This is a genomic window from Geodermatophilus sp. SYSU D01176 (genome assembly GCF_054050015.1).
On sequence record NZ_JBJGYN010000001.1, the window covers coordinates 246,906 to 271,280 of the forward strand.

At 76.1% G+C, this 24,375-nt stretch carries 16 protein-coding genes; 7 read left to right on the forward strand and 9 right to left on the reverse strand.

Translation table 11 applies throughout. The annotated features are described in order from the left end of the window. Positions 1 to 82 precede the first annotated feature (82 nt). The gene (locus ACI78Z_RS01165; RefSeq protein WP_457034677.1) at positions 83 to 2,023 is read left to right on the forward strand and encodes an acyl-CoA dehydrogenase family protein; all 1,941 of its coding nucleotides are present in this window, start codon (positions 83 to 85) and stop codon (positions 2,021 to 2,023) included. Positions 2,024 to 2,100: 77 nt separating this feature from the next. On the opposite strand, the gene ACI78Z_RS01170 is transcribed toward ACI78Z_RS01165, so the two are convergent. The 6 genes from ACI78Z_RS01170 to ACI78Z_RS01195 form a co-directional block, all read right to left on the reverse strand. Then, entirely contained in the window at positions 2,101 to 2,577 is a 477-nt protein-coding gene (locus tag ACI78Z_RS01170) for a hypothetical protein (protein ID WP_457034678.1), read from the reverse strand. A gap of 155 nt (positions 2,578 to 2,732) precedes the next feature. Next, positions 2,733 to 4,127 (reverse strand): cytochrome P450, encoded by a 1,395-nt coding sequence (locus tag ACI78Z_RS01175; RefSeq protein WP_457034679.1) that lies wholly within the window; start codon positions 4,125 to 4,127, stop codon positions 2,733 to 2,735. Between the two features lie 348 nt (positions 4,128 to 4,475). Continuing rightward, positions 4,476 to 5,840, reverse strand: a complete 1,365-nt coding sequence (locus ACI78Z_RS01180; RefSeq protein WP_457034680.1) for an FAD-dependent oxidoreductase — start codon at positions 5,838 to 5,840, stop codon at positions 4,476 to 4,478. Between the two features lie 64 nt (positions 5,841 to 5,904). Beyond that, complete coding sequence (locus ACI78Z_RS01185; RefSeq protein ID WP_457034681.1) at positions 5,905 to 8,019, reverse strand: AAA family ATPase; 2,115 nt, start codon at positions 8,017 to 8,019, stop codon at positions 5,905 to 5,907. 169 nt (positions 8,020 to 8,188) lie between these two features. After that, complete coding sequence (locus ACI78Z_RS01190; protein ID WP_457034682.1) at positions 8,189 to 8,473, reverse strand: hypothetical protein; 285 nt, start codon at positions 8,471 to 8,473, stop codon at positions 8,189 to 8,191. Further along, positions 8,470 to 9,237 carry a ParA family protein gene (locus tag ACI78Z_RS01195; RefSeq protein ID WP_457034683.1) on the reverse strand — a complete coding sequence of 256 codons (768 nt, stop codon included), beginning with the start codon at positions 9,235 to 9,237 and terminating at the stop codon, positions 8,470 to 8,472. Before ACI78Z_RS01195 ends, ACI78Z_RS01190 begins: the two co-directional genes overlap by 4 nt. Positions 9,238 to 9,634: 397 nt before the next feature. Between ACI78Z_RS01195 and ACI78Z_RS01200 the strand changes: the two genes are divergently transcribed. The 4 genes from ACI78Z_RS01200 (at position 9,635) to ACI78Z_RS01215 (ending at position 17,794) form a co-directional block, all read left to right on the forward strand. Further along, positions 9,635 to 10,813, forward strand: coding sequence for a beta-propeller fold lactonase family protein (locus ACI78Z_RS01200; RefSeq protein ID WP_457034684.1), 1,179 nt, complete (start codon positions 9,635 to 9,637; stop codon positions 10,811 to 10,813). A 342-nt stretch (positions 10,814 to 11,155) separates the two neighbouring features. Further along, complete coding sequence (locus ACI78Z_RS01205) at positions 11,156 to 14,140, forward strand: ATP-binding protein (protein WP_457034685.1); 2,985 nt, start codon at positions 11,156 to 11,158, stop codon at positions 14,138 to 14,140. Positions 14,141 to 14,177: 37 nt separating this feature from the next. Next, positions 14,178 to 16,739, forward strand: a complete 2,562-nt coding sequence (locus tag ACI78Z_RS01210) for a PEP/pyruvate-binding domain-containing protein (protein ID WP_457034686.1) — start codon at positions 14,178 to 14,180, stop codon at positions 16,737 to 16,739. Then, positions 16,736 to 17,794, forward strand: a complete 1,059-nt coding sequence (locus ACI78Z_RS01215; RefSeq protein ID WP_457034687.1) for a methyltransferase — start codon at positions 16,736 to 16,738, stop codon at positions 17,792 to 17,794. The genes ACI78Z_RS01210 and ACI78Z_RS01215 overlap by 4 nt, the downstream gene beginning before the upstream one ends. A gap of 98 nt (positions 17,795 to 17,892) precedes the next feature. Here ACI78Z_RS01215 and ACI78Z_RS01220 read toward each other — a convergent pair whose 3' ends face one another. From ACI78Z_RS01220 to ACI78Z_RS01230, 3 genes are all read right to left on the reverse strand, one after another. Next, positions 17,893 to 18,903: an amidohydrolase family protein gene (locus ACI78Z_RS01220; RefSeq protein ID WP_457034688.1), complete on the reverse strand. Its 1,011-nt coding sequence runs from the start codon at positions 18,901 to 18,903 to the stop codon at positions 17,893 to 17,895. Between the two features lie 30 nt (positions 18,904 to 18,933). Next, entirely contained in the window at positions 18,934 to 19,311 is a 378-nt protein-coding gene (locus ACI78Z_RS01225; RefSeq protein ID WP_457034689.1) for a metal-sulfur cluster assembly factor, read from the reverse strand. Positions 19,312 to 19,419: 108 nt separating this feature from the next. Beyond that, the gene (locus ACI78Z_RS01230; protein WP_457034690.1) at positions 19,420 to 20,181 is read right to left on the reverse strand and encodes an esterase/lipase family protein; all 762 of its coding nucleotides are present in this window, start codon (positions 20,179 to 20,181) and stop codon (positions 19,420 to 19,422) included. 170 nt (positions 20,182 to 20,351) lie between these two features. Between ACI78Z_RS01230 and ACI78Z_RS01235 the strand changes: the two genes are divergently transcribed. Both ACI78Z_RS01235 and ACI78Z_RS01240 read left to right on the forward strand, forming a co-directional pair. Then, positions 20,352 to 21,686: an aminotransferase class V-fold PLP-dependent enzyme gene (locus ACI78Z_RS01235; RefSeq protein ID WP_457034691.1), complete on the forward strand. Its 1,335-nt coding sequence runs from the start codon at positions 20,352 to 20,354 to the stop codon at positions 21,684 to 21,686. A gap of 520 nt (positions 21,687 to 22,206) precedes the next feature. Continuing rightward, on the forward strand, positions 22,207 to 24,369 hold the full coding sequence (locus ACI78Z_RS01240; RefSeq protein WP_457034692.1) for a DEAD/DEAH box helicase: 2,163 nt from the start codon (positions 22,207 to 22,209) through the stop codon (positions 24,367 to 24,369). Positions 24,370 to 24,375 lie beyond the last annotated feature (6 nt).

Sequence of the window (24,375 nt, forward strand, 5' to 3'; positions counted from 1 at the left end):
GGCCGCGCGGCAGGGGACGCCGTCCCGACCTCGCCGGCGCGACGTCCGTTGTCCGACGACGCGGGGAGGGCGATGCTGACCCATGGCGTCGAATCCGTCGTACGAACGGTCGAAGCAGCTCGCCGAGGCCAGCCGCGAGACCGAGTGGACCAAGCCGTCGTTCGGCAGGGAACTGTTCCTGGGCAATCTCCGTCTCGACCTGATCCACCCCCAGCCGGAGCTCGATCCGGCCGCCGTCGACAAGGGCGAGGCGTTCCTCGGCCGCCTCCGCGCCTTCCTCACCGGACGCGTCGACCGGCGCCGGATCGAGCGCGAGGCGCGGATCCCCGCGGAGGTCATCGCCGGCCTCGCGGACCTGGGCGCCCTCGGCATGAAGATCCCCGAGGAGTACGGCGGGCTGGGCCTCAGTCAGGTCCACTACAACAAGGCGCTGGCGATGGCCGGCACGTGGCACTCGTCGATCTCCACACTGCTGTCGGCGCACCAGTCGATCGGCCTCCCCGAGCCGCTGCGCCTCTTCGGCTCCGAGGAGCAGAAGCGCGAGTGGCTGCCCAGGCTCGCGAAGGACCACATCTCGGCGTTCCTGCTGACCGAGCCGGACGTCGGCTCGGACCCGGCGCGCATGAGCACGACCGCGGTCCCGACCGAGGACGGCACGGGCTACCGGATCAGCGGCACCAAGCTGTGGGCGACCAACGGCGCGATCGCCGACGTCGTGGTGGTCATGGCCGTCGTCCCGGAGTCCGAGGGCCACGAGGGCGGCATCACCGCCTTCATCTGCCCGACCGACCGCGAGGGCATCACGGTGGAGCACCGCAACGAGTTCATGGGGCTCAGGGGCATCGAGAACTCGGTGACGCGCTTCGACGACGTCCACGTCCCGCACTCCGCCGTCGTCGGCGGCGAGGGCAGGGGTCTGCGGATCGCGCTCACCACGCTGAACACCGGCCGCCTGTCGCTGCCGGCGTTCTGCCTGTCGGCGGTCAAGTACTCGCTCAAGATCGCCCGCGAGTGGGCGGGGGAGCGCACGCAGTGGGGCCGGCCCATCGGCGAGCACGACCCGATCGCCCAGAAGCTCGCCTGGCTGGCGGGCACGGCGTTCGGGCTCGAGGCGATGCTCGACGTGTCGAGCCGGCTGGCCGACGACAAGCGCAACGACATCCGCATCGAGGCCGCGCTGGCGAAGCTCTACGGCTCGGAGCTCGGCTGGACCGCCGTCGACACGATGGTGCAGATCCGCGGCGGGCGCGGCTACGAGACCGCCGAGTCGCTCGCCCGGCGCGGGGAGAAGCCCGTGCCGGCCGAGCAGATGCTGCGCGACATGCGCATCAACCGCATCTTCGAGGGCTCGACGGAGATCATGCACCTGCTCATCGCCCGTGAGGCCGTCGACCAGCACCTGAAGGTCGCGGGCGACGTGGTGTTCGGCGACTCCGGCCTGGCCGGCCGGGCGAAGGCCGCCGCGCGGGCCGGCGCGTTCTACGCCACGTGGTTCCCGACGCTGACGACCGGCGCCGGCCAGCGCCCCGGCTCCTTCGCGGAGTTCGGCGACCTGGCCGGGCACCTGCGCTACGTCGAGCGCCACGCGCGCAAGCTCGCGCGCGCCACCTTCTACGCGATGGGCCGCTACCAGGCTCGTCTCGAGCGGAAGGGGCAGCTCCTGGGCCGGATCGTCGACATCGGCGCCGAGCTGTACGTGATGGCCTGCGCCTGCGTCTACGCGGACACCCTCGCCCGCGAGCACCCCGACCGCCGGCAGGAGGCCGTCGAGCTGGCCGACCTGTTCTGCCGCCAGGCCCGGCGCCGGGCCGACCGGCTGTTCACCGAGCTGTGGGCCAACGACGACGAGGCCCAGTACGACGTCGCACGGCAGGTGCTCTCCGGCCGCTACGAGTGGTTCGAGCAGGACGTGCTCGACCCCGCGGGCGACGGCCCGATGGTGCCGGCGCACGCGGAGCCGGCCGCCGAGCAGGTGGCGGGCGCGCAGGCCGCGCCCATGGTGGAGGCCACGGTCGTCCAGTAGGACACCGACGACGAGCACCAGGGGTGCACAGGGGCGGCGCGCCACCGGCCCCCGAGCCGCCCCGGCCGGCGGGGGTCCTAACCGAGCAGTCGGAGCACGTCGGTCCCGTGCCAGCCACCCAGCCTCGCCGTCTCCAGCTCCAGGGCAGCGCCGCTGCGGGTGTCGCGGATCTCCAGGACCCGCACGCCCACGCGCTCGTGCACGGTCGTCTCGACCTCGTCGCGCCGGAGCACGGCGAAGACCGCACCCGGCCGGATGGCGAAGCCCTCCCCGTGGCCGGTCATCCCGTAGATCCGTTCCGCCGAGACCGCGAGCACGGTCCACCGGGGAGTGGGGAGGTCGCCGGCGGTCGCCTGCCCGGCGAGTCCGCCGACGGCCATCCCCGCCGCGGTGAGGGCCATCCCGGCCACCCCCCGCGCGAGGCTCCCCGCGACCGCGGCCCCACCGCCCATCCCGGCCTGGGTGCCGCGCGGTTGGAAGACCCCGGCAGCGAGCAGGACGTCGTCCTGGCCGACGACGTGCTGTGCCTCCGACAGGAGCTGCTGTTCGTCCACGGGTCCTCCAGCACCGCCGGGCGCCCGCGACGACCGGACCGCCTCCTCGTGCGTGTCTACCGGCCGACGACACCGCATGGGGACAGCGGTCGCGCGGTGGCTCGGCGCCCGTCCGGGCCAGGGCGCCGGTGTGCGGCCGGACCGGCCGCCGCGCGTCAGGCCGGGCTCGTCCCGACCGGTTCCTGGCCGGGCCGGGTTCCTCCGGACGCCGACCGGGCTCGCGGTGCGGTGGGCCCGAGGACGACGGGCAGGGACTCGTGGCCACGCAGGATGACCGTGCCGCGGCGGCGCCCGGGGCCCGCGGGGGCGAGGTCGGGGAAGCGCTCGAACAGCGCCCGGAGCGCGACCTCGCCCTCCATCCGCGCGAGCGCGGCCCCGAGGCAGAAGTGGATGCCGCCGCCGAAGGCGAGGTGGTCGCGCGCGTTCGGGCGGGCGACGTCGAAGACGTGCGGATCGGCGAACACCCGGGGGTCCCGGTCGGCCGCGGCGAGCAGGAGGACCAGCCACTCGCCCTCGGCGACGGGGACCCCGTGGACGGTGGTGGACCGCCTGGCCCGGCGCCCGGTCCGCTGCACCGGGGGGTCGACGCGGAGCACCTCGTCCACGGCGTTCGGCCACAGCGACGGGTCCTCGGCGAGCCGCCGGCGCTGGTCGGGGTGGGCGAACAGCAGGGCCGCTCCGTTGCCGATGAGGTTGACGGTGGTCTCGAACCCGGCGCCGACGACCAGCGCGGCCGTGGCCCGCAGCTCGGTCCCGGTCAGGCCGCCACCGTCGTCGTCGACCATGGTGGTCAGGGTGGACAGCAGGTCCGCGCCCGGCTCCCGGCGCAGCTGCTCCAGGTGCCCCCGCCACCAGGCGTCGAGCTCGCCGAGGGTGCGCTCGACGTCGCGGTGGGTGGACCAGTCCAGGCCCATGTCCAGGACCGGCGCGGCCCGGTCGCCCCAGGCGAGGAACTGCTCGCGCATCGCCACCGGGACGCCGAGCACCTCGGAGATGACCGTGACCGGCAGCAGGCTCGCGTAGCGGGCGACCAGGTCCACCCGCCCGCCGTGCGCCGCGGCCTCGCGCTCGAGCCCGTCGAGGAGCTCGTCGGCGATCTGACGGGTGCGCTCGCGCAGCCCGGCGACGGCCCGGGCGCTGAACGCCCGGCTGACCAGCCGGCGGTAGCGCGTGTGGTCGGGCGGGTCGACGGCGACCATCGACGGCGGGTCGATGGGGCTCACCCCCGGCCGGGGGCCGGCCAGCCGCAGCGCCAGCCGCAACGCGGCCGGCAGCCGCTCGGTCCGGTACGCACCGATCTGCCCGAAGTCCTCGCTGCGCAGGACGTCGGTGCACACGTCGTGGTGGACGCTGATCCGGGCCAGGGCCCCATCGGTGAAGGGGGCCGCCGTCCGCAGCCGTTCGTAGTGCGGGTACGGGTCCGCGCGGAGCGCCGGGTCGGTCATGACCCGGGCGTCGGGGTTGCCCGCGCGGGCGCGTGCCCGGATGGCCACCCGCATCGCTCCGTGGGTGGTGGCCCAGCGGACCGCACTGCGCGCCAGTTCGTCCATCGCCCTCGCCCCGTCCCCTCCGCGGCCGGGTCCTGCCCGCGGCCGGCGTGCCCCCATCCTCGGGGACGCCGTCCGCCGGTTCCAGGGCCGACGGCGCCGGACCGGCGCCCCTGTGTCGGGTGGGCCGGCCGGGAGCACGGCGGGACGTCGCCCGCACCGGTCCGGTCGTCGATCACGACGGGGCGGATCGCCAGGCCTTCCCCGACGCCGGCGGAGGCGTGGATGCGCGAGGGGGAGACGGCGAGCAGGTCCACCGAGGGACCGTTCGGTCCGAGCACCGGACGCAGCGCGGTCGTCGTGCGCCCGCTCCGGACCCCGGCTCGTCGGTGTCCGGCCGTGAGCTCCCGGTCAGCCGACGCCCACCCCGACGGGCGCCCGGCGTGGGACGGGGATCTCGTGCGGACGGCTGCCCCTCAGCACGCGAGCGACGACGGACGGCGCCATCAGCCGCTGCGGCGGGTCGAGCAGGTTGACCACCCGCAGGAAGGCGCGGCCCACCGCGGGGTCGTGCTGGGCGGCGACGTGCAGCCGCTCCAGGTAGCCGTTGACCATCCGCACCCGAGCGGTCCGCGGGCCCTCCACCCCGGGGAAGCGCAGGTCCGCGCCGACGGCGACGTCCCAGGGGCTGTCGACCAGCCGCGCGGCCGCGCGGAGGAACCGCCCGGGGAGCTGCCCGGTGCCGTGCGCCAGGGCGTCGCGCAGCGCGACGGCCTCCATCGCCGCGACGCTCATCCCCTGTCCGTAGACCGGGTTGAAGCTGGAGATCGCGTCACCGAAGGGCAGCCAGCCATCGGGGAGGCGCGACAGGCGCTCGTACCGACGGCGCGTGCTGACCGGGTAGCGGAAGCGCACCGCGTCCGACAGGGGCTCGGCGTCCCGGACGACGTCGTGGATCGCCGGTGAGGGCAGGGACGCCGCGAACGCCGTCCAGCCCTCGGGGTCCAGCGGCGGGGCGTCGCCGAGGATCCCGCCCACCGCGACGATCCACCGGTCGCCCTCCTGCGCGATCATGATGCCGCCGCGGGGGTTGGCGGCGGTGCCGGCGACCGACGCGCCCGCGGGCCCGTCCGGGTCGCGACGGAAGGAGCGCGATGCGTACGCCAGACCGATGTGGACGGACTCAGCCTCCGGCGGCCGGTAGCCCAGCGCTTCCAGCCACTGCGGGGACCGGGAGCCGCGGCCGCTGGCGTCGACCACCAGGTCGGCCGGGAGGACCTCCTCGGTGCCGTCGCCGGCACGGCGGATCAGCCGCAGGCCGGTGACCCGGCCCCGGTCGGCGGTGGCGGCGAGGCCGGTGGCGTCGCAGCCGTCGAGCAGCGACACGGCGGGCACCGCCAGTACCCGGGCGCGCACCTGCGACTCGAGCAGCAGCCGGCTGACGCCCAGGCCCAGCAGGCCGGATGGCTCCTGGCACAGCAGCCGCCCACCGTTGAACCAGCGGAACCCCGACTGCAGGTCCGTCGTCGCGGCGCCCAGGCCGACGAGTTCGTCGGTCAGCCCCGGGAAGAAGTCCTCGAGGACCTCCCGTCCCCGGGCGAGCAACCCGTGCGGGTGCCGTCCCTGCGGCACGCCGCGGCGGGACACCGGTCCTGGTTCCAGCAGGTCCCGCTCGACGACGGTCACGTGGTCGTAGACCTCGCTGAGGGCCCGTGCGGCCAGCAGCCCGCCGATGCTGGCCCCGACGACGACGGCGTGCTCGGTGTGCTCGGACATCCGGTGCCTCCCTGGCAGTGGTCGGGGAGGTCACGGTGCGGCGATCGGGTGCTCACCGGACAGGTCAGGTGGTGCTCATCCGCCGCCCGGTGCCGTGCAGCTCGCGGTCCCAGAGCCAGGCGGTCAGCCGGGCGGTCCCGGCGGCGAGGTGGCGGCGGTAGGAGGAGAACGGCAGCCCCAGCCGCTCGGCCGCGGCCTCCTGGGTGGCCACCCCGCGGAAGTAGGTCGTCGCCACGGCGCGGTGCAGCTTGGCGTCCCGCGGATCGGCGGCCAGGGTGTCGGTTGCCTCGACCAGCAGATCGGCGAGCGTCCGCGCCGGATCCGCCGCCGCGCCGGCCTCGGTCACGAGCCGCGAGCGGCAGAGCGGATTGCGCGCCAGGTCGTCGGCGCGCCGCCAGCTGCGCAGCGCATCCCGCACCGCGGCCTCGAACTCCGGTGCGGAGAGCACCTGGCGCTCCGTCGCGACCGGACGCCGGAGGCCGGTGCCCGCGCCGCCCGAGAGCTCCTGCTCGGCCATCATGCGGAACCAGGCGGCGGGCGGTGCCACCCGCCAGTCGTGGGCGAACAGCGTGAACACCCGCCGACCGAACGCCACCTCGCCGACCCGGGCGTGGTCGATGTAGGCCATCTGCGGTGCCCAGAAGGCGCCCTCGGCGATCGCGAGGACGGAGACCGCGGGCCCGCCGGGCGACGTCCACTCCATCGAGCAGCGGACCTGCACCAGGTCCATGGCGGGGGAGGGCCGGTGGTAGGCCCCGGGGACGATGAACGTCCGCAGCACCCCGAGGTGCTCGCCGGAGCGGAGGCCGCCGGAGCGGGTCACGTGCTGCCAGGCGCGGGCGACCACCGGATCGGCCTCCAGGTCGGCGGACCGCGGTGCGGACAACCGCAGCCAGACGGAGAAGCCCGCCGCCTCCGCGCGCCCCGGCCGCCGGTAGACCCGGAAGGCATCGGCGTCCCGGTCCAGCCAGCGCCGGACCACGGCCCGTGACTCGGGGCCCTCCTCCTCCTCGGCCGCCGCGAGCACGGCGTCCACGTCGTCCGGCCGCAGCACGTCCTCGTAGACGCTGCACTCCGTCTCCCAGCTGACGAACGGCGCGAAGTCCGGATTCCGTCGGTGCAGGAACATCAGGTCCCGCCAGGCCCGCGACCGGTCGGTGTCGGGAACGGACAGGCGCGGGAGCAGGTACTCGCGGATCCGCCGGTGCAGGTCGGCGTAGCGGTCGGGGTCCCGCCACCGGAGGTCGGTGTCCAGCACCTCCCGGGCGAGGTCGTGGGGGTAGAGCCCCTCGGTGCCTTCCTCGACGAAGGACCGTGCGCGCAGCCACCGGAACAGCTCTCCCGCGTCGTCCCCGAGCACCGAGCGCAGGAGCGACTCCGTCGTCACCCGCACGTGCGCGCTGACCTCCAGGGCGGCGCGGTGCCGTGGCGAGGGGGCCTCGTCGACGAACCGCTCGAGCAGCACACGGACGACGTCGGGCGTGCCGGGCCGGAGCAGGGTCTCCGGCCGGCCCTGGTGCGCGCCCGTCTCCGCGACCAGGCACAGGGCGAGCGGGTGGCCGCCGGTGAAGGCCAGCACCCGTTCGTGCGTCGCCTCCGGCACACCGCGGGCGGCCAGCAGCGCGCGCGCCTCGGCCGGTGCCAGGTTCCGCAACGCCACGACGCGGAGCGCGTCCTGCCAGAGCGGGTCGAAGCGCCATGCGTCCTCCGGCGGCTCCCGGCCCGCGACGACGGTGACGGTGTCGGCGGGCAGCCGCGGGAGGAAGTCCCGCCGCAGCCAGGTCTGCAGCCCGGCGCACTGCTCGAAGGTGTCCACGGCCAGCACCGGGCGGGGGCCGCCGAGCAACGCCGGCACCGGGTCCCCGCCCGGCGGCACGCCGAGCTGCGCGCCGACGGCCGCCGTGAAGCCGGCCGGGGTGGCGGGGACGGTGCGTGCGTCGACGAGCACGGTGGCCGCGCCGGCGGCTTCGGCATCCCGGCACAGGCGGCGCAGCAGCGCGGTCTTGCCGATGCCACCGGGACCGTGCAGGAACAGCACCGCGAACCCCGGCTGCCCGGCGGCCAGCGCCCCGGCGAGCAGCTCCCGCTGCTCGGCCCGACCGACGAAGGTCCGCTCCCCGGCCCGGCCCAGCCGGCCGGCGAGAGCGCCGACCTGCTGCGACGTGCCCCGGGCCCGCACGGCCGTCCATGCTAGGGAGGGCAGGGGGCGCCCGGGGCGGCTGCGCGCACGCGGCGGTGCAGGTCCGGGGGAGGGACGTGGTGCGCACCGGCCGGACCGGCGGGCGCCCCGTCGCCACCGCCGCGCGCCGGGGACCGGGCACCGGGCTCCCGGTGACGCCCGGCCGGGGTCAGCGTCCGCGCAGAGCGCAGGACACGCGGACCGGACCGATGCCCACGGACAGGCCCGACCCGCCGGGCAGGACCCGGAGGCGGGGCCACGACCACCGCTGCAGCGTCACCTCGAGGTGCAGCGACGGCTGCCCGCCAGGGGCCACCGGGTCCTCCGGCGCCCGTTCCCCGGCCGTCGGGGCGACGGGCACGGGGGTGGCCTGGCGGAGGTCGTCCAGCAGGTCGTCCTGCATCGTGCGCCGGCGGGACCCGCGCAGGGCGGGAGGTCGGTCGTCGGTCGTCATGCGGGGAGCCTCTCTGCGGCGGCGAGCACCTCGTCGGCCAGCGCCACGTAGGCGCGGGCGACCGGGCTGGAGGGAGTGGACAGGACGACGGGGCGCTTGGCCAGCGTGCTCGTCGGTACCCGTCGCGACATCGGCACGCGGGTCTCCAGCAGCGGCAGCCCGGTTCCCTCCAGGGCCCCGGCCACCTCCCTGGCAGCACGTCCGCCCCTGTCCCACGCCGCGCAGGCCACGCCGACGAGGACGGCCGAGGTGTTCTCGTAGGTGCGGTGCTGGTCGAGGAACGCGGCGACGCGGACGACGCCGAGAGCCGAGCCCGGGTCGCTGGTGAAGACGGTCAGCACGCTGTCCGCGGCACACACCGCGGCCAGGGTCAGCCCGCCCAGGTCTCCCCGGGTGTCGAGCACGATGTGGTCGTACTCGGCGAGCAGCGGGCGCAGTGCGCGCCGGATGCTGGTGACCAGGCCACCGGTGCCGGCCAACTGCACCGACACCGCTTCCAGGGCCGGGTGGGCGGGCAGCAGGTCCAGGCCCGGCACGACGTCGTGGCGGATGGCTGCCCGCCCCTCCGTGACCGGTTCCTCGAGCAGCGCCGCCAGGCTGTCGTCCCGGCCCTTGGCGACGACCCCGAACGCCCGGCCGAGACTGTCCTGCGGATCGGTGTCGACCGCGAGGACCCGACCGCGACGGGCGAGGGCGACGGCCAGGTTGGCGGCGGTCGCCGTCTTGCCGACACCTCCCTTGGAGGAGCACACGGCCAAGCGCATGCCCCGGAGTGTGACGGCCGTCGCTGCGCGGGCGTGGGAGGCAGGCCGTGCGGTGCACGACCCGCCCCCATCGGGCCCTCCGTTGCACACCGCCCCCACGCGGCACGCCGGGCACGGGTCGTGCCGGCGACCTGGGTGGCCGCCGACGGGGCGGCAGTCGCCACCGGAGCGGCCCGGGCCGGCGGCTGCCCGGTGCTGCGCTGCGCGGTCACCCGACTCGGCCGGCACCACCCGGCCCTCGCCGACCTCCGGCAGCGGACGGTGCGCAGGGGTACCTGCCGCAGCGACCGGACCCACCCCCGGCCGGGGCTCCCCACCTGTCGGGCGGCGCCCCCTTGTCCCGGACCGCGGACCACTCGACGATGCACCTCCGAACAGTGGACGGGACCGAGGCGCCATGGACCAGCACCACACGGTCGCCCACGGTCGGCACCGCCGGAGGCGAACCCGCCCGTGGAGCATCGCGATCGGGATCGCGCTCGTGCTCCTCGCCGGAGCCGCCGTCGGCGTGTTCGCCTGGCTCGGCGGCTCGGCCTCCTCCGAGGGGCCGGCGGGTGCGGCTCCCGCGTCGCCGGACACCGGGGACGCCGCGCACGAGGAGCACACCGCCGCCACGCCGTCGAGCCCGGCTGCACCGGCCTCGTGGTCGAGCGCCGCGATCCCCGGGACGGGGCCCGCGGTCGCCGTCGGCCAGGCGCCGCACCACCTGGAGATCTCACCCGACGGCCGGTTCGCCTACGTCGCCGATCCTGCCGCCGGTGCCGTCATCCGGTTCGACGCGGCCTCGGGCACGGCCGTTGCCACGATCCCCGTCCCCGAGGCGCCGCCGCAGCTGGTGACGTTCGCGCCGGACGGCACGCGGGCATACGTCTCCGCCTACGACGAGGGCTTCACCGTCAACTTCCTCGTCACGCTGGACACCGCCAGCGACACGAAGATCGGCGCCGTGCCGGTCGGGAGAGGCCCCTACGCCGCGGCCACCACCCTCGACGGGCGTCTGCTCTACATGCCCTACTTCGACGAGGACCACCTCGACGTCTTCGACACGGGTTCGGGCGTGCTGGTCGATCGGATCGCGGTCTCGCCGTCACCGCACTGGGTCGCCTTCACGCACGACCGACGGTTCGTCTACATCGCGAACCACTTCTCCGACGTGGTGACGGTCCTGGAGCTCGGGGAGAACCGGCTCGTGACGACGATCCCCGTGGGGGACGGCCCGCACAGCCTGGAGGTCTCGCCGGACGGAACGCGGATCGCGCTGGTCAACTACATCAGCGATGACGTCATGTTCATCGACCCGGCGAGCAACACCGTGGTCGGCACCGTGCCGGCGGTGGGAGCCGGGCCGCAGGACGTCACCTACGCCCCGGACGGCCGCCACGTCTACACGGCCAACGTGGACGACGGCACCGTGGCGGTGGTGGACGTGCAGTCCGGCGTCGTCACGGCGCGGATCCCGACCGGTGTCGACCCGACGAGCGTCTCGGCCACCCAGGACGGACGCCGCCTGTTCGTGACCAACTACGGCGACGGCACCGTCCGGCTGCTCGACGCCGCCGGCGACCAGGCGAGATGACGGGCAGCGGACCAGGGACCGCACCGGGGCGACGCTCCGGGGCCCCTGTGGTCGACGTCCCGGACTGCTGCGCGGGGGTGCCGGCGTGAGGTGGACCAGGACCGGCGGAACAGCCCGGGCAGGGCGAGCCCACCCAGAGCTCGCGAGCACCGGACGTCCCGGACCTCGGGCCCTGTCCCGCAGGCGCCCTCCGTGGTCACGTCACGGCGTACGTCCGCGCGCCCGTGGATCTCGACGCGGCGATCCACCCGGTGCCCCCAGCCCCGGGAGCGGTGCCCACAGGCCGACCGTCGTCCTCCCGCCCGCCACGGTGGGGACGGCGGAGGGGAGGGGTCGGACCCGGTGAGCGTCCTGCCGACGGGTGCGCCTCTCGTGGGGCGTGCCGACGACCTGCGCCGCCTCGCCGAGGTCCTGCACGGCGTGCTCGTCGACCGGCACCCCGCCGTCGTCCTCGTCACCGGCCAGGCCGGCCTGGGGAAGTCACGGTTCCTGCAGGAGGCCGTGGCCGTCGCTCGTGGTCGTGGGGTGCTGACCCTGCACGGCACGGCCGGTCCGCTGCAGCGCGACCTCTCCTACGCACCCCTGGTCGAGGCGCTGCGCCCGCTGCTGCGCGGAGCCGGCCCCAGCGGGCGGGCCCGGATCGAGGCCCTGGTGGAGGGCCTGTCGGACCTGGCGCGGCTGTTCGACGGGCTGCCGCTCGTGCCGCCCCCGCCGTTGGCCGACCTGGGGCTCGAGCGCACCCGCCTGTTCGAGGCCGTCACCAGGCTGCTCGACCGTGCGGCTGCCGAACGCCCCCTCGCGCTGGTGGTCGACGACCTGCACTGGGCCGACCCGGCGTCGCTGGCTCTCCTGCACTACGCCGTCCGCGGCCTGACCGGGCGACCCGTGCTGTTCCTCCTGGCCTTCCGCGAGGCCGAGGCCGACACCCCGCTGCGCGACCTCGCCGCGGCCCTGCGGTGCGGCGTCGGCGTCACGGAGTTCCCCCTCCGCCCCCTGGACGGGGACGCGGTCGACGCCCTGGCCCGGGCCACGCTCGGCGGTGCCGTGCCCGGCGGGCTCGTGGCGGTGCTGACGCAGCGGACCGGCGGGGTGCCGCTGTTCGTGGGGGCCGTCATCACCAGGTTGGTCGAGGAGGGGACCCTGTTCCGCTCCGGAGGCCGGTGGGTCCTGGGACCGGACACCGACGACGCGGTACCCGCCGCGGTGCGGTCGCTGCTCGGCGCGCGGATCGAGCGGCTGCCGGGGCCGGCGCGGACCGCGTTCGACGCCCTGGCCGTCTGCGGCGGCCGGGCCCCGGTCGGCGTCCTCGCCGCCGTCGTGGACGGGGCCGCGATGTCCACCGGCCTCGACGTGCTCTCCCAGTGGGGACTGGCCGACCAGGAGCTCACGGACAGGGGGGTGGGCCATCGCGTGACCCATCCCATGCTCGCCGAGGTCGGCCTGGAACTGCTTCCTGCGGCCGCACGACGACGGCGACACGCGGCGGCGGCGCGCGCCTGGCAGCAGGCCGCCCCCGAGGACCTCGGCACCATCGCCCTCCACGTCTGCGGTGCCGGGGACGAACTCGAGGCGGGGTACGCGCTCGACGTCCTGCTCCGCGCCAGCGGGGAGGCGCTGTCCCGGCGCGCCGGTGAGGAGGCGGTCGCCGCTGCCCGCGCGGCGCTCCCCGTCGCCGCAGCGTTCTCCCGGGACGACCTGCGCGGGCCCCTCCTCGAGCGGGTGGCGCAGGGCGAGGAGCTGGCCGGCCGGCTGGCGCAGGCCCGCACCGCCTGGCGTGCCGCCGCGGAGGCGGCGGACACCGGGGCCGCGGGGGAGGGCGGCGTCGAGCGGGCACGGCGGCTGCACCGTGCCGCGCTCACCGGCTGGGACCTGGGGCGGTTCGAGGAGGCCCTGCGTGACCTCGATGAGGCCGATGCGGCGCTCGCGGGTCACCCACCGGGTCCCGTGCACGTGTCCGTGCTGGAGACCAGGGCCCGGCTGGCGCTCCGCCGCGGCGACGCAGCCGCCCAGCGGCGCTACGCCGCCGCGCTGGCCGAGATCGTGGCGGTGACCGGCTCGCCGCGGGCCCGCGTGGTCGCCGGCATGCTCGACCTCCAGCTGGCCGGGACCGAGCGACGCCTGCGGTACGCCATGGACCAGCTGCCGCGGATGCTGGCGCAGGCCGAGGCGCTGGGGGACCCGGTGGTCAGCAGCGCGGCACACCGACTGGCGTCCCTCACGGCGCTGACCGGGGGCGACGTGGCCGCCGCCTGCCGGCACGCGGACGCCGGCGTGCGCCTCGCCCGGTCGACCGGTGTGCCGACCCTGGAGGTCATGCACCTAGTGGACCGCGGCTACGCCGGCTTCCTGGCCGGCCGCTGGGACGAGGCGCTGGACGACCTCGCCCGGGCGTTCGAGCTCGCGGAGCGCACGGGCCTGTCCCGCGGCGCCACCATCTCGCTCACCGTGGAGGCGATGGTCCTGACCCAGCGCGGTCGACTCGACGAGGCCGCCCGCCGGGCCGCGGAAGCGACCGATCGCCTCGGCTCCAGGCCGACCCCCGACGTCCACGTCGTCGACCTGCTGGAGCTCGCCAAGGCGCAGATCGCGCTCGCCGGTGGGCGGTACGCGCGGGCGGCCGAGCACGCACGCCGCAGCGCGCAGCCGGTCTTCACCCGCCTGCCGGCGCTGCTCGTGCTGGCCAGGGCGAGCGCGGCGGCCGGCGACCGGGACGCGGCACGGACCGCGGTGACCGAGCTGGCCGACGTCGATCCCGCTGCGCCGTACCCGCGTGCCCTGGCCGACTGGGCCGGGGGGCGGCTCCGCGGCGACCCGGACCTGCTGGCGTCGGCGGTGGCCGCGCTCACCCGCCTCGGGGTCCACTACGAGGCGGCGGTGGCACGGGTGGACCGGGCGGAGCTCCTGGCCGGCTCGGCCGCCGGCCCCGGCACCCCGGCCGGTGCCGAGGTCGCCGCGGAGGCCGCGGCGGCGCTGGGCCTGCTGGACCGCCTGGGGGCCAAGCCCCAGGCCGACCGGGCGCGCAGGCTGCTGCGGTCGCAGGGCCACCGCACCCCTCCGCCCGCCGCCGGTCCGCAGGGCACCGGCCGGCTCACCCGCCGGGAGGAGGAGGTGGCGCGGCTCGTCGCGGCCGGACTGAGCAACGCCGAGATCGCCGGACGCCTGTTCATCAGCCAGCGGACGGTCACCACCCACCTGCAGCACGTCTACGCCCGTCTCGGCCTCCGGTCGAGGGCGGCCCTCACCCGCTACGTCGACCGGGAGCTGGCCGAGCCGGACGCGACGGCGGACGGGATACGTAACTCCGCCGATGTCGGAGCCCCTACGTAACGGGCCATCGTGGGCGCACCCACCCGGAGGTGCCACCATGACCACGACGACCGGCCGGCCGGCGGGAACGCAGGAGGACGGCGTCCCCGCGACCGGCGGACCCGACCCGGTCCTCCCCCTGGAGAAGGCCACCGACCCCCGGCTGGCCGGCCGCAAGGCCGCGACCCTGGGGGTCCTCGCCGCGGCCGGGTTCCCCGTGCCGCCCGGCGTCGTCCTGCCCACCACCGCCTCCCGCCGGGCCGCGGCCGGAGCCGAGCCGGACCCCGGCGGCGTGCGCGTGCCCGACGACGTGGGCGCGGCGCTGGCGTCGGCGGTGGCCGGGTGGGGGGACGTGCCGCTCGCCGTCCGTTCCTCCGCCGTCGACGAGGACGGCGCCGAGGGGTCCTGCGCCGGCCTCTACACCACCGTCCTCGACGTCCGCGGCAGGGCCGCACTCCTCGACGCCGTGCGCCGGTGCTGGGAGTCGGCGTCCTCCCGCGAGGTGGCGGCCTACCGCCAGGTGCGGGAGGAGCGCCACCGGCCGGTCATGGCGGTGCTCGTGCAGCCCATGCTCCGGCCGGTCGCCTCCGGCGTGGCCTTCACCGCGGACCCGGTCACCGGGGAGCGCGGCGTGGTCGTCATCGACGCCGTCCCCGGTACCGCCGAGGCGCTGGTGTCCGGGGCGGAGACACCGGAGCGCTGGACCGTCCGTGGCGGCGGTCCCGAGCACTCCGGTCCGCGGCCGGGCGCTCCGGGACCGGTGCTCACCCCCGCCCTGGCCGCGGCCGTCGCGGATCTCGCGCGGCGGGTGGAGGCCGCCCGCGGCGGCCGGCCGCAGGACGTCGAGTGGGCGGCCGTCGGGGACCGGGTCTGGCTGCTCCAGGCCCGCCCGGTCACCGGGCTGCCCGACCCCCCGCCGACCCCGGTCGAGGTGCCGGTCGAGGTCCCCGAGGGCCACTGGGTGCGCGAGTCCAGCCACGCGCCGCTGCCCTGGACCAGGATGACCCGCGAGGTCCTGCAGCCGCGCAACGCCGCGCTGCGGGCCATGGTCGACGACCTCGGCCTGCTCAGCGACGGGGTGGCGGTGCGGGACATCGGCGGGTGGGAGTACCTGCGGATCGTCCCGCTCGGCGGCAGGGAGCCGCCGCCCCTGCCGCGCCGGGCGCTCCCCGTCGCGTTCCGCGTGGTCCCGGCGGTGCGCCGCCGGAACCGGCAGGCGGCCGCCGCCGCCCGGGACGACGTCCCGATGCAGCTGGTCCGACGCTGGTCGGAGCAGTGGCGACCGCAGTTCGCCGGACGGCTCGCGGCGCTGCGCGGGGTGGACCTGCCGGCGCTCGACGACGCGGCGCTCGAGGCGCACGTGCAGGCCACGACCGACCTCACCGCTGAGGGCTACCTGGTCCACTTCCGGCTGCACGGGGCCCTGATGATGGTGCTCGGCGACCTCGCCGCCACCTGCCGGGAGCTGCTCGGCTGGACCGACGAGGGGCGGTGGCTCGACCTGGTCGCCGGGACGTCGGCCACCTCGACGGCCCCGGGGCGGGCGTTGGCCCGGCTCGCCGCGACCGTGGCCGGGCACCCGGACCTGTGCCGGTCGATCACCGGGGGAGCGGCCGGTGCGCAGCTGCTCGCGGCCGATCCGGAGGTCGCCGCCGGGTTCGCGGACTACCAGCGCGAGTTCGGCTGCCGGGCGCTCAGCTACGAACTGGCCGAGGAGTCGCTCGACGAGCGGCCCGAGCTCGTGCTGGGGCTGCTCCGCGACCAGCTCGCGACCGGGTACGACCCGGCCCGGCACGACGAGGCGGCGGCGCGGCGACGGGCCGCGGCGGCCGAGGAGGCGCGCGCCCGGCTGACCGGCCGCCTGCCGGCGGACCGGGACCGCTTCGAGTCGGCGCTGCGGCGCGGGCTGGCGGCCTACCCGGTGCGCGAGGACAACGAGTTCTTCACGATCAGCGCCCCCTTCGCGCTGGTGCGGCGGGCCGTGCTCGAGGCCGGTTCGCGGCTGGCGCGGCGCGGCCTCCTCGACCGCCCGGACCACGTCTTCCACCTGGAGCCCGGCGAGCTGCTCGAGGCGCTGCGGGAGGGCACCGACCGGCGGGCCCTCGTGGCCCGGCGGCGTGGCGAGCGGGCGTGGGTGCTGGCCCATCCCGGACCGCCGAGCTACGGCCGGGCCCCGGCGGGACCGCCGCCGTTGTCGGCCCTGCCCGCTCCGGCCCGGCGGACGATGGAACGCTTCCTGTGGACGCTGGACCGCATCATGGGGACCGAGGACGGCGAGTGGACCCGGCGCGGCCCGGCCACCGCTGTCCAGGGCATCCCGGCGTCCGCGGGGACCTACACCGGGCCGGTCCGGGTGATCCGGACGGAGGCGGAGTTCGACCGGCTGCGGGGCGGGGACGTGCTGGTCTGCCCCATGACCTCGCCGGTCTGGTCGGTGCTCTTCCCGCTCGTCGGTGCCCTGGTCACCGACGCCGGCGGGACCCTGTCCCACCCGGCGATCATCGCCCGGGAGTTCGGCGTCCCGGCCGTCGTGGCCACCGGCGACGGGACCTCGCTGCTCCGGGACGGCCAGCTGGTGACGGTGGACGGCGGGACCGGCACCGTGCGGGTGCTGTCGTGACCGCGGCCGCGCGCGCGGGCGCCGGGACCGCTCCGGCGGACGACGGCTCGCCGCAGGCCTCCGCCGGGGCGGTGATCGCCCGGCTCCTCGAGGCCTTCGCGACCGTCGAGGTGGTCCGCGCCGCCGAGCGGACCGGCGTGGCCGCGTTCCTCGCCCGGACCGGGGCTGCGTCGGCCGAGGAGGTCTCCACCGCGTGCGGGCTGGCGCCGGAACCGACCGGCCGGCTGCTCACGGCCCTGGCGGAGCTGGGGGTCCTCGCGCCGGTCCCGCCCGATCGCTTCCGACCCGTCGCCGACGTGGCGCGGTGGCCGACGGCGATGGCGGCCCCGTGGGCGTCGCTGGAGGTCTGCCTCCGTACCGGTCGGCCGATGGTCAGTGCCGACACGGCCGCGGGAGCCGCCGAGCTCTACCCCGCGGTCGTCCCCCGCCTCGCGGACGTGTTCTCGACGGCGGCCGCGTCGGCCGCCCGGCTGCTCGCCCCGTCCGCGGGACGCGTGCTGGACGTGGGTGCCGGCGCGGCCCCGTGGAGCACCGCCCTGGCGGCAGCGGCGCCCGGGGTGCGCGTCACCTGCCTCGACCTGCCGCAGGTGCTGGCGCAGACGCGCCGGTCGGTCGCGGCCGCGGGGCTGTCGGGGAGGTTCGACTACCTCCCCGGGGACGTCTTCACGGCGACCCTCCCGGAATCGGTCTACGACCTCGTGCTCGTCGGCAACGTGTGCCACCTGTTCGACCCCGCGACGAACGAGACCCTGCTGCGGCGGCTCCGCCCCGTCCTGACGCCCGGCGGGACGCTGGCGGTCATCGACGTGCTCCCGTCCGCGGACCCGGCGGCCCGGGCCCGGCTGGCGCTCTACGAGCTGGGGCTGCTGCTGCGGACCGAGCGGGGCCGGGTGTACTCGACCGAGGACTACAGCGCGTGGACGCAGGCGGCCGGCTTCGGTGAGCTGAGCACCCGGCCACTCGACGGCCCGGTGGACCTCTGCCTCCTCACCGCGAGGATCCCGGACGGCCGTGCCGGGCGGTGCGGCCCGCGGACCCCGGTCGGGGGCGGGTGACGACGCGCCCCCGCCGCACGATCCACCGGCGGGCCCGGAGCGCCGCGGGTGCCGACGGCGCGGGTGCTCCACCCGCCGGCCCTGGCCACGGTCCGGGGTCAGTGCGCCTGGGGGCGGCCCAGCCGCGCCGTGGTCTCCCGGACGTCCATCCCGTGCAGGCCGAGCAGGTTCTCGCCGAGGATCTTCCGCTTCGCGACGTCGGTGAGCTGGGGATAGCCGTAGCCCTCGCACAGGTCCTGCGGGATCGAGAAGTCCCTGAAGGCCCGCAGCGCCCACTGCGGGTGGAAGATCGGCGCCTCCGAGCCGTAGACGATCTTGTCCTCGCCGCACCAGAACAGCAGCTTGCCGAGGATCTCCGCGAACAGCCGCGGCGCCCGGACGACGAAGTTGATGGTGGCGGCCAGCGATGCGTACAGGTTCGGGTAGCGGATCAGCTGCCAGCAGGTCTCGTCCAGGAACGGCAGCCCGACGTGGAAGATCACGAAGTTGATGTCGGGGAAGTTCGCCGCCGCGCCGTCCATGTCCCAGGTCTGGGTGGCCTCGATCGGCTGCGGCCCCAGCGGCACGCCCTTGTGCACGCCGATCAGGTTCACGCCGAGTTCCTGCGCCTTCTCGAAGACGGGGAAGGCCACCTTGGGGTCGTCCATGCGCCACGGGAACGGTGAGCCGTAGTCGTAGCGGACGTTGTAGAACTTGAACGCCCTGGCGCCGAACTCGCCGACCTGGCGCTCCATCAGGTCCAGCGCGCGCCGTCCCTCGAGCGGGTTGACCGAGCCCCAGAACACCGTCCGGTCCGGGTCCCGCTGGGCCAGCTCCGCGCACGTCTCCCACGGCGAGAGCCCGTCGCGGAAGAGGTCGGTCAGCGGCAGCGGCATCGCGACCAGCATGTCGGTGTCGGACTGGTCGTAGACCATCTGCCGGATGTCGGCCGGCGTCCACTCCTTGAGGAACTCCTCCGCCGAGAGCTTCGGCTCGCCGTCCGGGGTCAGCGTCGCGTGGAAGGCGTACAGGTGGTTGGCGAACATCTGCCCCGCTGACCCGAACGCGTTCTTGGGCGTGAAGTTGAACGGGTGTGCGACCCCGTCGAACACGAATGCGTCGCCGATCATGGTCGTCCTCCTGGGCTGGAGCTGGAGCGGCTAGGGGCGGTGGGCGGAGAGGAACGCGTCGCGGTCGGGGACGGCGACGGGGTCGGGGAGGAACCGCAGCCGGCGGGCGGCCGAGGGCGAGAGGCGGTCGGTCGTCCAGACCTCGTCCCAGACGACCTCGACCTCGCAGGTCTCGACGCCGGGCTGCCGGCGGATCGCCGTCTCGACGTCGGCGACCACCCGGGCGGCGAACGGGCACCAGCCCGAGGTGAGGAGCAGTTCGACCCGGGCATGCCCGTCGTGGACGGCGACCGACCGGAGCAGGCCCATGTCGACGACGGAGATGCCCTTCTCCCGGCAGCAGGGGTCGAACACCGTGGAGAGCGCGCGGGTCGCCCAGCCGGGCACCGCGGGCGAGGGCTGAGTCATCCCGTCATGGTGTGACCCGGGTCACAGTCCTGACCAGGGGTTCGGCTCCGGTCGCCGCTCGGCGGCCCGGCCGGTCGCCGTCGTGCGGTCGACATCGACCTCCGCGGGCTAGCGGCGGCCCGGGAAGAAGGGGCGCAGGGCCAGGGGCGGGCGGAAGGGGCGCCACGCCGTCTCGGGCATCCCGAGCCGGTCGGCGAGCAGCCACAGCACCGCCGGGTTGTGTGCCAGGCCCAGGTGACTGCCGCGCACCTCGACGTTCTCCCGTCGCGGTCGGAGGTCGTACGTGCACGACGACCAGTGGACGATGCCGTCGGCCCGGCTGTACACCGAGGTCGCGGGCACGCGGAGGGGACCCGCCTCGGCCCACGGCCGTGGCAGCGTCGCCACGCTGGGCACCAGGGGGGCCGCCCGGTCGACGATCCGCGACGCGGCCCGCAGCCACGCAGCCCCGCGGACCACCGGGCTCCCGAGGGTGACGATCCCGCGGACGCTCCCTGGGGCCATCCTGGCCAGTTGCTGGGCGTACAGGCCGCCGAGGCTCCAGCCCACCAGGCTCACCCGCCGCCCCGAGGCCCGGTGCAACTCGTCCACGCGCGAGCGCAGTTCCCGGACGACCCGCACCGTGCTGCCCCGGTTGGTGCCGAGGCTCCAACCGGAGACGTCGTGCCCGAGGGCGCGCAGGACGTTGCGCAGCAGCAGCGTGGCGGGATCACCGGCGAGCAGCCCCGGCAGGACGAGCACGGGATGGCCGTCGCCTCGGCGTGCGGTCGCCAGCAGCGGCCAGGTGGCGAGGAGGGCGGCGAGGTCCAGTCCGGCCCGGGGCGCCTCGGTGACGAGCCGGGCACGGGAGGGGACACGCAGGGTGGTCACCCGCCCAGGATCCCCTGGCGGCCACGCGGGGGTATCAGGGCCCGCGAGTCGGGCCTCTGAGTCGACGGAGCCCCACCCCCACCCGGTCGCGAACCCCTCCCGAGGAACGGCCGGGAGCCGGAGCAGCCGGACGGACGCCGCACCGGGGCCGGAACTGGAGCCTGATGGCGATGACGTCGTCACGCGGGGCAGTGCCCGCTCCTCGCCGGGAGCACCTCATCGGCGCCGACCTCCACGTCTCCGTGGGCGGCCAGCCACGCCGTTACGTGGACCTCGACGCCGCGGCCACCACGTCGGCGTCGGAGGCCGTGCTGCGTGCCGTGGAGGAGTTCCTGCCGTGGTACTCCAGCGTCCACCGGGGAGCCGGGGCCAAGTCGCAGTTCTCCAGCGCCCGGTACGAGGAGGCGCGCGAGACCCTGCTCCGGTTCGTGGGAGCCGACGCCGCGACCCACGTGGCCCTGTTCCCGAGGAACACCACCGAGGCCCTCAACCTCATCGCCTTCCGGCTGGGTCTCACCCGGGACGACGTCGTCGTGACCACCGCGGTCGAGCACCACGCCAACCTGCTGCCCTGGCGGCGCCATGCCCGGCTGCGTGTCGTCGACGTCGACGAGTCCGGCACGTTCGACATCGCCGCGGTGGTCACCGCCCTGGACGAGCGACCGGTCCCGCGCGTCCTGGCGGTGACCGGTGCGTCCAACGTCACCGGCTGGCAGCCCGACCTGCGGGCGCTCGCGGCCGCGGCCCGCGAACGCGGGGTGCAGGTCGTGGTCGACGGCGCGCAGCTGGTGCCGCACCGGCAGGTGGAGATGGCGGCACTCGGGATCGACGTGCTCGCCTGGTCCGGCCACAAGATGCACGCGCCCTTCGGCGCGGGGTGCCTGGTCGCGCCCCGACGCCTGCTCGCGGAGGGTGAGCCCTTCCTCGTCGGGGGCGGGTCGGTGGCGGCGGTGTCCTACGAGGAGGTCGTCTGGGCCGACACCCCCGACCGGGACGAGGCCGGCTCGCCCAACGTCGTCGGTGTCGTCGCCCTCGCCGCCGCCGCCGAGGAGCTGCGCCGCACCGACCGGGGACGGCAGCGGGTCCGGGAAGCGGCGCTGGTCCGCGCGCTGGACGACGAACTGGCCACCGTCCCCGGACTCCGTCGCCTGGGGCCGGCGTGCGGCGACCGCCTCCCCGTGGCCGCCTTCGTCGTCCGCGGGGTGCCGCACGGGGTCGTCGCCGCCCGGCTGGCCCAGGAGCACGGCATCGGGGTGCGGAGCGGGTGTTTCTGCGCCCACCCCTACATGACCCGCCTGCTCGGACTCGGCCCGGGCGAGGTGGCGCAGTTCCACCGCGACGCTCGGGCCGGCCTGCACGACCGGCTCCCCGGAGCAGTGCGCGTCAGCTGCAGCTCGGCCACCTCGCCGGCGGACATCGCCGCTCTGGGCGGAGCGCTGCGTGCCATCACGGCCGACCTGCAGCGGGGCACACGTCCGGGCACCGGTCGGGCCGCGGTGCCGTGACCTGGAGGCCGGTGCGGCCGGCCGCCCACCAGCACGCGCGGCCCCGGCACGGGGCGGTCGGGCGGCTGACCGCCCCGCCGCGCTCCTCGACGGCCACGTCCGGAGGAGCGACCCGGTACATTCGCACCCGGCCGTGGGTTCGCCGTGTGAGCCGATCCGTTCGACTCACCGGAGTGCCCGGGTCGCGTCGCCCTCACCGCCCCCGGCGCCGGCTCCGTCGGAGCGGGCAACGGGCCGGGAATCGTGCAGCCTCGGACGCGTTGACACAGGGGAGGCACCGACCCGGCAACCGCGCCCGGTCCTCGGACCGTGGCATCCACTGCCGTGTACCGGCCCGTCCACCGGCGGCTCGGGGTCCCCGAGGGCGTCGTGCCGAGCCCGGCGACGTCGACCCGGGTGATCCGCGAGCCGGCTCGACGTCCGAGCACCGGGCCGGACGCCCGGGACGTTCCCCGCCCCGTGCGCGGGACCGTGCAGCATGCGGCCGCGGCCACCGTGCCCGGCACCAGAGGAGGAGTCTGTGGTCCGACCAGGCCAGCGCCAGACGGGCGCTCGCCGTACCGCCCCGCGGAGGCAGCGACGTGTCCGCCACCGCGGCGACGTCGTCTCGGTGCTCGCCCGCACCGTCCGTGAGGTCGAGGCGGCCGCCCGGCACGGCCGCGTGACGCCGACCGTGCGCACGACCTTCCAGGCCGTCGCCCTGCTGCTGCGCGAGGAGCGCGCCCGCGTCCAGGCGGCGGCCGGCAGCGACGGTCAGCGGGCCGAGCAGCTCAAGCGCCTGGACGGCATCGCGACCATCCTCGCGACGACCGCCGTCCGGGACGCCGGCCTGCTGGCCCTGCTCGCCGAGGACGCCGTCGTCTCCGACGCGGCCCGGTCGCTCAAGCGGGAGCTGCTGCGGGACGCCGGCATCGAGCCGACGCCCGACGAGGTCCCGCAGGCAGCGCCCGCGGCCGTTCCCGCCGGGCCGGACCGGCGGGTCGTGCCGCAGTCGGTGGTCTCCCGGCAGCTGGCCAACCCCTTCCTCGCCCCGGACTTCTCCGCCGTTCCGCAGGCCACGTCCCGGCCGCGCCGCCTCGCCGGCTGGGAGCTGCTCGGCCCGCTGCTGAGCTCGTTCGAGCGCGCCGGTGCGGGAGCCCCGGCGTGCATGGCGCTCCCGGCGGCGACGGAGCGGTTCACCCCGGCGGGCCTGGAGCTGATGCCGCACCAGGGGCGGCTGGTCGCCGCGGCCGCCGCCGGCCACCGGACCTTCCTGCTCGCCGACGAGCCGGGTCTGGGCAAGACGGCGCAGGCCCTGCTCGCCGCGGAGGCGGCGCACGCCTATCCACTGCTCGTCGTCGTGCCGAACGTCGTCAAGACCAACTGGGCCCGTGAGGCGGCCCGCTGGACGCCGCAGCGCCGGGCCACCGTGGTGCAGGGCGACGGCGAGACGGTCGACGGCTTCGCCGACGTCGTCGTCGTCAACTACGACGTGCTCGACCGCCACGTGGGCTGGCTCGGCGACTTCGGGTTCCGCGGCATGGTCGTGGACGAGGCCCACTTCATCAAGAACAAGACCTCCCAGCGCTCCCAGCACGTCCTCGCGCTCTCCGACCGCATCCGGTTCCGCACCCCGCGGCCCCTGCTGATGGCGCTGACCGGCACCCCGCTGATCAACGACATCGAGGACTTCCGGGCGATCTGGCAGTTCCTCGGCTGGATCGACGACGACACGCCCACGGACGAGCTGATGGACGCGCTCGAGGACGCCGGTCTGACGCCCGCCGACCGGGGTTTCTCCGCCGCGGCTCGCCAGTGCGTGATCGACCTCGGCATCGTGCGCCGCCGCAAGGTCGACGTGGCCGCCGACATCCCCGCCCGCCGCATCGCCGACCTCCCCGTCGAGCTGGACGGACCGGTCGGCCGGTCGATCCGGGCGGCCGAGCGGGACCTGGCCCGCCGGATGGTGGCCCGGTACGAGACCGCGCTCGCGAACCGGTCCTCCGACGCCGTCGCCGAGGGCATCGACGGCGGCATCGACCCGGACCTCGTCCGCCGGGTGGCCCGGTCGGAGCTGAAGGACGCGACGGCCGCGCAGTCCGGCGAGAACGTGTTCAGCATGATGCGACGCATCGGCCGCGCGAAGGCCGAGCTCGCCGCGGACTACGCGGCGCAGCTCGCCCGCAGCGCCGGCAAGGTCGTCTTCTTCGCCAAGCACGTCGACGTGATGGACGCCGCCGAGGAGCTCTTCGCCCGGCAGGGGGTGCGCTTCTCGTCGATCCGTGGCGACCAGACGCCCACGGCGCGGCAGGCGAACGTCGACGCCTTCGTGGACGACCCGGACGTCGCCGTCGCCGTGTGCTCGCTGACCGCGGCGGGTGTCGGGTTGAACCTGCAGGTCGCCTCGAACATCGTGCTGGCCGAGCTGTCCTGGACCGACGCGGAGCAGACCCAGGCCATCGACCGCAGCCACCGCATCGGGCAGACCGAGCCGGTCACCGCGTGGCGCATCATCGCCGCGCAGACCATCGACGCCCGGATCGCCGAGCTGATCGACGGCAAGGCCGGGCTCGCCGCCCGGGCCCTCGACGGGTCGGACGAGGAGGTCTCCTCGTCGGCCGACGTGCAGCTCGAGGCTCTGGTCGCCTTGCTGACCGACGCGCTGCGGGGGTCACCCGGACCTGGGGATGCCCCGGGATCCTGACCGTCA

Excerpts from the sequence above, each read along its gene's own strand:
- ACI78Z_RS01165 (WP_457034677.1), top strand. The coding sequence starts at position 83 with ATGGCGTCGAATCCGTCGTACGAACGGTCGAAGCAGCTCGCCGAGGCC.
- ACI78Z_RS01190 (WP_457034682.1), bottom strand. The coding sequence starts at position 8,473 with ATGACGACCGACGACCGACCTCCCGCCCTGCGCGGGTCCCGCCGGCGC.
- ACI78Z_RS01180 (WP_457034680.1), bottom strand. The coding sequence starts at position 5,840 with ATGTCCGAGCACACCGAGCACGCCGTCGTCGTCGGGGCCAGCATCGGC.
- ACI78Z_RS01175 (WP_457034679.1), bottom strand. The coding sequence starts at position 4,127 with ATGGACGAACTGGCGCGCAGTGCGGTCCGCTGGGCCACCACCCACGGA.
- ACI78Z_RS01200 (WP_457034684.1), top strand. The coding sequence starts at position 9,635 with ATGGACCAGCACCACACGGTCGCCCACGGTCGGCACCGCCGGAGGCGA.
- ACI78Z_RS01220 (WP_457034688.1), bottom strand. The coding sequence starts at position 18,903 with ATGATCGGCGACGCATTCGTGTTCGACGGGGTCGCACACCCGTTCAAC.
- ACI78Z_RS01225 (WP_457034689.1), bottom strand. The coding sequence starts at position 19,311 with ATGACTCAGCCCTCGCCCGCGGTGCCCGGCTGGGCGACCCGCGCGCTC.
- ACI78Z_RS01235 (WP_457034691.1), top strand. The coding sequence starts at position 20,352 with ATGACGTCGTCACGCGGGGCAGTGCCCGCTCCTCGCCGGGAGCACCTC.
- ACI78Z_RS01195 (WP_457034683.1), bottom strand. The coding sequence starts at position 9,237 with ATGCGCTTGGCCGTGTGCTCCTCCAAGGGAGGTGTCGGCAAGACGGCG.
- ACI78Z_RS01210 (WP_457034686.1), top strand. The coding sequence starts at position 14,178 with ATGACCACGACGACCGGCCGGCCGGCGGGAACGCAGGAGGACGGCGTC.